This is a genomic window from Chloroflexus sp., assembly GCF_056331925.1.
On record NZ_JBWGQH010000046.1, the window covers coordinates 1 to 8,644 of the forward strand.

6 protein-coding genes are annotated in these 8,644 nt (G+C 54.8%); all 6 read right to left on the minus strand.

The features are described from left to right. Positions 1-347: 347 nt before the first annotated feature. The gene (locus AC01ZF_RS17350; RefSeq protein ID WP_476575540.1) at positions 348-1,175 is read right to left on the minus strand and encodes a WD40 repeat domain-containing protein; all 828 of its coding nucleotides are present in this window, start codon (positions 1,173-1,175) and stop codon (positions 348-350) included. 371 nt (positions 1,176-1,546) lie between these two features. Further along, complete coding sequence (locus AC01ZF_RS17355; protein WP_428113824.1) at positions 1,547-2,350, minus strand: alpha/beta hydrolase; 804 nt, start codon at positions 2,348-2,350, stop codon at positions 1,547-1,549. A 52-nt stretch (positions 2,351-2,402) separates the two neighbouring features. Further along, positions 2,403-4,532 carry a transcriptional regulator gene (locus AC01ZF_RS17360; RefSeq protein ID WP_424677476.1) on the minus strand — a complete coding sequence of 710 codons (2,130 nt, stop codon included), beginning with the start codon at positions 4,530-4,532 and terminating at the stop codon, positions 2,403-2,405. 6 nt (positions 4,533-4,538) lie between these two features. Further along, complete coding sequence (locus AC01ZF_RS17365; RefSeq protein ID WP_424677475.1) at positions 4,539-5,384, minus strand: sugar ABC transporter permease; 846 nt, start codon at positions 5,382-5,384, stop codon at positions 4,539-4,541. After that, complete coding sequence (locus AC01ZF_RS17370) at positions 5,381-6,601, minus strand: carbohydrate ABC transporter permease (RefSeq protein ID WP_424677474.1); 1,221 nt, start codon at positions 6,599-6,601, stop codon at positions 5,381-5,383. The genes AC01ZF_RS17365 and AC01ZF_RS17370 overlap by 4 nt, the downstream gene beginning before the upstream one ends. A 154-nt stretch (positions 6,602-6,755) precedes the next feature. Next, positions 6,756-8,057 carry an extracellular solute-binding protein gene (locus AC01ZF_RS17375; protein ID WP_424677479.1) on the minus strand — a complete coding sequence of 434 codons (1,302 nt, stop codon included), beginning with the start codon at positions 8,055-8,057 and terminating at the stop codon, positions 6,756-6,758. Positions 8,058-8,644 lie beyond the last annotated feature (587 nt).

Here is an 8,644-nt window from a genome sequence, read left to right on the forward strand (position 1 = left end):
CTACGCTCGAAATGACAATGGTGGAGGTGCAAAGACGTAAAGATTGCTCGCTACGCTCGAAATGACAATGGTGGAGGGGCAAAGACGTAAAGATTGCTCGCTACGCGCGCAATGACACGAGGGGTCACCGGGCATGGTCATAGCAAGTACCGCGCGCCATCCTCGCCTGTCAGTTCGCCACCCGCCATACCCGAATCTCGCCAAGGCCAACATCGATCAGCCATCGGCTATCAGGGCTGAACAAAAGTTTTCCTAATGTTCTCGGCGAAACACTCAGCACACGCACTTGCCCGCTATCAACCGATCGGCGCAACACTATCGTCTGCCGTGGCGGCCCCCTTAAAGAACTAAAACGAATCTCTTGGCGGCATCCGATTTGGTGTGGCTAACCATTTCCCATCAGGACTGATCGCGACCGGCATACTAAACAACCGACTTATTGACCCGCTAGGCTTCGATTGTTGATCAAAGTGTTGCTCGTGCATAACTTGCCACGTGTTAGTATCAAATGTACGCACGAGCGCTATTTCACCAAGACTAACGCGCGATCCGTCGCGCCTTAGTGCAATATACTCATTCGGCCAGCTTTGGATCTTGCGCACCACTGTTTGCTGTGCGGTGTTTACCAACCAAACCCCCTCTGAGTAGGTTGAGACTACTAACCGCCCATCTGGCGAAAATGCAAGTGCCTTAACTACTGTCGCGTCTGGTTCATCAATCCGCACCGTCCCAATCTGCATTTGACGAACGACATCCCAGAGCTGCACTACCGGATCGCGGTTGTGGTGCGATTCGGCCACAGCAAGGATGTACCCATTAGGAGAAAAGCTAAGATGTATCGGATACAGATTTTCACCGTGTGACCAACAATCAAGTGTCCCAATCCGATCACCACGTTCCGGATCGAAGAGATGAACCGTCCCCCACGCTCCAACGGTCAGTAGCAAACCGTCAGGGCTAGCCGCGAGATAACCACCAGCAGGCAATTCACGGATCAGTTGGTAGGTGGGAAAGCTCACAATTATGGTTCGTTGATCATCGGCAATTGCTAATCGATTAGCCGACAAAAACGTAGCCGACCGCGAGACAACGTTCCAAACATACACCGGCTGCTCTTCACGCGACGCCCAGAACATCATTACTCCTACCAATCCACCCAGGGTAACCAGTCCCACTCCGACGCCACCTATATTGTTGTTATCCTTCCCGATTTTATCCGCCTTTAATTGCCAATAGTGTTGCAATCACCGGATACGGGCTGTGCGGCTGAACGAGCAAGCGGCAAATTGGAGATAACGCCCTTGGCCCAGGTTTCAATCACCGGATACGGGCTGTGCGGCTGAACGATGGGTGATAACGGGAATATCACATCACATTGCACCCATCCATTACTCACAGCGATCCTATCCATTGTCTTGCCGGCACAACTGCGATGTGCAGTTCAGCGACGTAAAGGCGTGAGTATCGGGTTCATTCTCTTGTGCTATGCCCGACTCGCCAGAAACAAAGTGACTGGAAAGCAATCCGTGCTGATAGCTATCACTTATCAACCGCTTGACACATCCATCACGAAGGCGATTGCATCGGCTACACGTGCTCGCCACGCCGCTTCGTTGTGCGTTGCACCGGGAAACTTGCGCGTCAGCCAGTCGTGCCCGTGACGATACCCGACTCGTACCATGTGGGAATCCATACGCTGTTGAAACGGTTCGTATTCCGCATCGAGGCCATCTGTACCGTAATCGAAATAGAAACGGTGTCTACCCGGTGGTGGCAAGCGGGCCGCGAGTTCATCAACCAGGATTGTTCCGCCTGCCGGCCAATGGGTTGACAAACACCCTGCACCACGAAAAATATCTGGATAACGGCAGAGAGCGTACAGCGAGATCAGCCCACCCATACTCGAACCCATAACGAACGTGTTGGACTGATCGGGCAGTGTTGGGTAGGTCATATCGATCCACGGTTTCACTTCTTCTACCAGAAAGGCGAGGTAAGCATCCGAAACCGGTTCCCCACCCATTCGCTCGACAATCCACTCCCAGCCGCGGGTCTGGCGTAGTGCATTGAACGGTTGTTGTGGTGCGTACTCGCGCCAACGCTGATCGGTACACCAGATACCAACTACGATTGCACCAGGCCAGTTTCGTTCCTGCTGTAGCCGCTCAATAGCTCGATCAACAGCCCAGACTTCGCCATCGGCGCGTAATGCCGGATCAAACAGATTCTGACCGTCGTGCATATAGATCACCGGTAATCGCCGATCACCGATGGTCTCCGGTAGCCATACATCAACCGGGCGCGATACAACGTAACGGCTGGTCATCGTGGTGTGACGGTAAAGTGGCATTGTGTGATTCTTTCCTCTGTACACGCTCAGACGCCCGTGGTCTTGTGCTCGATTACGGGACTGAACTCAATTGATACAACAACACCCCATCATTACGGGTCCCAATCCACAACATCTGACGGTGATCAACCGCCAATGCCAACGGCTCAGCACCGGTAAAACCAGAGTCGCGGGGTAAGAAGTTGCGCCACCGTTGCCCATCATAGCGCAACAAAAAGCCGCCGGTCGTCAGTGGCCGCGCCGCGCCAATCCAAATCTCACCGGGCCGCGCTTCGAGCATGGTAGTAATCGTTTGCGCCGGTAATTGGCGATTGGCGGTTGTGAACCACTCCCAACGTGTCCCATCCCAGCGCGCTACCCCCTCACCGAGCGTCGCAGCCCACACGATACCGCGATGATCGACCAAGAGATCAGCTACACCGGCGCCGGCAAAGCCGTCGGCCCGCTCAAAGTGTTGCCATACCCCACGTTCCGGCAGATACCGGCTAACCACACCGATCCCACCAAACCAGACCGCCCCGGCCGGATCGACGGCAATCGAGAGCACCATACCGCCACGCGCTGCTTGCGGTAACGGTTGCCATTGCCCATCAATCCCACGCACCGCTCCACCGACGCTCGTACCCAGCCAAATCCTACCATCGGTACCACTCGCAACTGTGCGAATCACAACATCACGCTGAACGCCAAGTGCAGGCGTTTGCCATTCCCATCGGTCATCAGATCGTACCAACGCCAACCCCTGCCGACTCGCTACCCATATACCGGCCGTCGTCTCGGCCAGCGCGTACACTCGACCGAGCGGCAGATACGTCCAACGCGGCGGATCTTCGCTCACCATCGGTGCTTGCCAGATTGCCAGCCCAAAATCACCACCTAGCGCAACTCTCCGATCACGCAACGGTTGAACGGCATAAATTGCTCCCGATGGCAAGCCACCGGCACTCGGATGCAATGTACTCCACCCAATACTGCCCAGCGTCACCATCACGAGTGCAGTTGCATAGACCGTCGCAATAAACCCCACCAGCAACGCCAACGCGATCCATGCGTAACGGGGAGGGCGCAACAGCATCAGATGGCTCCAACCCCAATAGTCATTCTGTTCGCGCAACCACGCGGCTATCCGGCTCAATACCGGAGTTGCCAACAGCACGATGGGCGTGATCAGGGTCAAGATGTACTGCGGCCACTTAACCGGCCACCACAACAAGATCAATACGCCGCTTACTAGCCATACAGCAAGATAACGACGTTGCGGATCGCGCCAAGCTGCCGGCACACCGATCAAGGCAAGCGCTACGATCAGCGGATCGAGACCGGGCAATAAGAAGACTTCTGGGTGCCAACCTACTGCCGGTGCAGTTGACAACCACACGAGCGGTTGATACCAAGGGTAAGCGGCAGCCTGCACTTCATCACCCCGACTATACGCCGGCCAGAAACCGGCCATCGCGCCGAGGCGTGTGAATGGCTCGTGCCAGAGTGTCGGGTTGGCAAGCCAAAAGGTGAGCAGGGCAACTGCAATCACTTCACCCCATCGCCATACATTACCCAACCTGCCAAACGGTCGCTCGTGTTCGGCGCGCAATGCCGTCGCCAGTAGCATCAGCATCGCCGGCGTAGCGATAAGTGCGTAATTCATCTTCGCCGCTGTTGCCAGTCCCCACCCAATCGCCCCAAGCCTCAACCACAATCGCCGCTGTTGTTCAACCGGACGAGCAGCACGCACCCACGCCCCCACTGCAGCAATCGAGAGCACCAGCGGCCACGCTTCGAGGTAGGCCTGTGCTGTGTACTTGATCGTCAGCGTATGGACGGCCAATAGGCTGGCCGGCAACGGCCCGGCAGTCGTCGCCAGTACGGCTACGGCCAGGGTACCGAAGACAACCGACAGCAGGCGAGCGACGATCAGCACGGTAATCTGATTCGCGTCATCACCGAGCATGAGCGCACCACCGGCGTAGATCAGCTTATACAGTGCCGGATGCTGTCGGTTGCCGGGATAATCGATCACCGCTGCCCAGTCACCTTGTTGGATGAGGCGCGCATAATCAAGAGCTACACCAACATAGACCGGCTCATCAAAATCGAGCGGTAATGTTAGGGCAGCCCATAATCTAAGCAACGCAGCCAGCACAATAACGCCGATCAACCAGCCACGCGAAGACGATGCGTTCACCGATACCTATCCCTTGACACCGCCAACTGTCAAACCGGATACGAGGAACCGCTGGAGCATCAAGAAGACAATGATCGTTGGGAGAATGATAAGCAAACCACCGGCAGCAAAATTACCCCATGGCACACTCTGGCTATTTGCCAGACTGAACAAACCGGGCACCACCAGCTTCATAGTATCAGGTGCGGGTACCAACACCGACGCGAAGATAAAATCACCCCAACCGGCCAAAAAACCGAGCAAGGCCGTTACGGCTAAGGCTGGACGGGCCAAAGGTAATGCAATAAGGATAAATGACTGAACCGGACCACAGCCGTCGATCATGGCCGCCTCTTCCAGCTCAATCGGAATGGTATCGAAATACCCCTTCATGTTCCACGTACTAAAGACCAACGTACTCGTTGTATAGGCAAGGATCAACCCCTCGTGCTTACCGTACAAGCCAAGCGCCGTCAGCAACTGAGCAACTGCCACCAAACTTAACACGCCGGGAAAGGTCTGGATCGCCAACAGTAAAATCAGAGCAAACTCCCGCCCATAAAACTTAAACCGCGAAAACGCAAACGCCGCCGATGTCGTAATCACCAGTGAGGCAACCGTTGTTACACCGGCCACATACAAGCTATTGCGCAACCACGTCAACAGTGGTCGGTCAAAAATCATTGCCCGATAATTCTCGAACGTCCACTCAGTGGGCAAAAACATGCCGAGTAGATTAAGGGTGTAGAGCCGGTCACCGGTACGGCCTGAAGCAAGAAAGGCAAACCAGAGCGGATAGACGGCAAACAACACACCGAGGATTAAAATGAGGTACTGTAACACCAAGACCGGTCGAGTAGGTTTGCGGATCATGACTCGTAGGCCCCTTTCGTGATGCGCGTCAGCCGCAGGCTATAGAGGGTCGCTGTGAATAGGAAGATAAAGAGGATCACAGCGAAAGCCGTTGCATTGCCATAATTTTGGGTTTGGAAGATCTGCTTGTAGGCGTAGACGATCACAAACTCGGTTGCGCCGGGTCGGCCCACTTCATTCACCGGCCCACCTTGGGTAATAGCCCACACGGTGCCGAACATTTGAAAAGCCGTAATGGATGTCAGCACCGTTGCCGGTAACACAGCCGGGCGAATCAGCGGTAACGTGATCTGGGTAAGCTGTTGCCACCACGACGCCCCATCTAGCTCGGCAGCCTCATAGACATCGCGTGGTACGGCTTGCAATGCACCGAGAATGACGATCATGAAGAAGGGGTAGGAGAACCACGTATCAACCAGTACGACGATCAAAAACGCACTCAACGGATCACGCAGCCACGCCGGACCGGCAATACCAAAGAGCGCCAAAACTTGGTTGATAGTCCCTTGCTCACGGAAGAAGAACTGCCAGATCAGCGCCATCAGAATAGCAAGCGATGAAGCTGCCCACGGCACAAACAACATCACTCGGAAGAAGGTACGCCCCGGTAAATAATCACTATTCAAAATGAGGGCAAAGGTGAGGCCGAGCAAGAAACTGAACGGCACACGAGCAATCACGAAAAGGAGGGTACGGAAAACAACCACCACAAAATCGCCGGTGCGCATGAGCGTATCGTAGGCTTGGGCCACATTGACCACCGCAGCCAAGATAAAACCCAATACCAGGGCACCAAGCCATACCACCGACATTGACACCGGCGGCTCCATCATCTGGTTCAGGCGACGGTTGATGAAGGTTGCTGCAATGAGCGGCACAAAACAGAGAAAAATAGCCGCCATTGCTCCCAACGCTTCTGGAGTAAAGAGGTTACCGATCAAGTTCACATAATTAGCAAAGACCGGGTCTTGCAATCGATACGGCTGTCCCAAACCGACCGGTGCAGACGTGCGAAATTGTGGCCAACACAATGGATCGAGAATCCCCGTCAAAAATACTTCACAATCGGGGTTTGGCCGAAACCGATTACGATTGGTAAACGACGTATAGACGCTGAGGAGAATGGGATAGATATTAAACAGCAGAATACCGATAATCGTGGGGCCGGTAAAGAGCAGAACGGTGAGCGCCTTGCGGCGTTTGGACCACGACACCATGGGCATTACCTCTCTGCAAGCAGCCAGAACCTTATCGGTCGGTAGCCGGGCGCCCGACCAGCGGTTACCTCGACAACAACCCGATTTGATGCACGCAGGAACGATGACGATACAAACATGGGGGTGAGTATCCGCTACTCACCCCCTCCAGCATCTACTTCATCTGCATGATGGCTTCTTCAATTGCTTTAGCAGCGGCCGCTAGCGCATCAGCAGGCGTTTGCGCACCGGTCCAAATCGCAACGCTGGCCTCACCCACCGGACCCCACTGGGCCGAAGCGTAAGGCGTATTCGCCATCGGTACACCCGCATTCAGGGCAGCACCAAACCCGGCCAATGTCGGGAGGGCAGCCACCTCTGGATTCTTGAGTGCAGCCGTCGCCGCCGGAACCGTCTTGTTGGTCAGCGCCAGTTTGGTCTGCACCTCGGCACTGGTGAAGTACTTCATAATGTCCAACGCGACCTCGGCATTGCCACGCTCAACCGCGTTACGGGTCAGCATCAGGGTCTTGATACCGACGAAGGGCTTACCCAACGGCAGAATACCGTAGTCAACCCCATCCTGCTCGATACCGGCAATCGCCCACGGGCCGGTCCACCACATGGCAGCCTTGCCCTCGGCCAATGCTGCCTTGCAGATATCGTAGCTCTGCTCACTGAACGAGACTTTACTCATCTCGGCCAGCCACTCACCGCCCTTGATCATCTCCGGCGTATTGACGTAGACGTTACCCTGATCGTCAACATAGCTTGGCACGCCATACCCGAAGTAGATCGGAGCTACGTGATAAGCATCGTTCCCACCGAATCCCTGATTGCAGACAAATGTCTTGTCGGGGTTCGCAGCACGGAAATCCTTCGCCATTGCCAGCAGCTCATCGAGGTTGGTCGGCAACTGCATGTCACCAACGACAGCCTTGTTGTAGATCAAGGCAATACCTTCCTGCGTCTCCGGCAACGCCCAGATCTTGCCCTGCCAGATGACGCCATTCACAGCCGCCGGCTCGTAGGTGCTGCGCAGGAAGTCTTCGGTGATCCCATAATCGTTGAGCGCGACAATGTTACCCACCAGCGCCTGCTGGCCGATCTGGTCGTTGGCCCAACCGATAATATCGGGACCTTCACCGGCCGGAATGGCCACATTGAGAGCGTTGCTCACATCTTCCGGCTTCGAGAGGTCGATCTTGACATTCGGATGAGCAGCCTCGTAATCACGGAACGCTTGCTCGATTGCGGTCAAGTAGGCGCCATCCCACTGGTGCCAAATCCTAATCGTCACCTGTTGGGCACTAGGTACAGTAGTCGGCTGCTCCGTCGGCGCAGTGGTCGGTTGTGCAGCCGGCGCAGTAGTCGGTTGTTCCGCTGGGGCAGTAGTGGGTTGTGCGGTTTGACCACCGCCACATGCCGCAAGCATCATGGCTGCGGCGAGAAACATAGCGATCAGGGCGCTCTTCATTGCTTTCACAGCTATACTCCTTTACTGTGTCTACACCGACAGCAGTACTGTGGAAGGGACAATTTGTTCCGAATGAGCGAACAGAATCCCAACGAGCATTACGGTAAATGTGATCGTCTGCGTGTAACCTCCTTTCTGCTCATTACCTATGCAGGAAAGCACAGCGAGCAGAGTAGGGAACGGTCATAAAGCCGAGTCACTGCGTGGAATTGAGAGGCAGCGTCCCTTTAGATATGGAGGATCTGCACCCGTTCTCTACACCTGCATCGGGCAGTAATAGTTGTGTCGGACATTGTTTTGATTACAACATTTTCATTCACAACTATACACTATCACTACGCTACTGTCAAGTAGGCATATGTAATTATACTGCAGCGTAAAGGAAGTGAGAGAAAGAGTAAAGAGTAGAGTTGTTCCGAGTGTCATTGCGAGCGCAGCGAGCAATCTTTACATCTTTGCCCCTCCACCATTGTCATTGCGCGCGTAGCGAGCAATCTTTACGTCTTTACACCTCCACCATTGTCATTTCGAGCGTAGCGAGCAATCTTTACGTCTTTGCACCTCCACCATTGTCATTTCGAGCGTAG

What these genes read in the sequence shown, in the direction of transcription:
- AC01ZF_RS17375 (WP_424677479.1), bottom strand. Translation starts at nt 8,057, where the DNA reads ATGAAGAGCGCCCTGATCGCTATGTTTCTCGCCGCAGCCATGATGCTT.
- AC01ZF_RS17370 (WP_424677474.1), bottom strand. Translation starts at nt 6,601, where the DNA reads ATGGTGTCGTGGTCCAAACGCCGCAAGGCGCTCACCGTTCTGCTCTTT.
- AC01ZF_RS17365 (WP_424677475.1), bottom strand. Translation starts at nt 5,384, where the DNA reads ATGATCCGCAAACCTACTCGACCGGTCTTGGTGTTACAGTACCTCATT.
- AC01ZF_RS17355 (WP_428113824.1), bottom strand. Translation starts at nt 2,350, where the DNA reads ATGCCACTTTACCGTCACACCACGATGACCAGCCGTTACGTTGTATCG.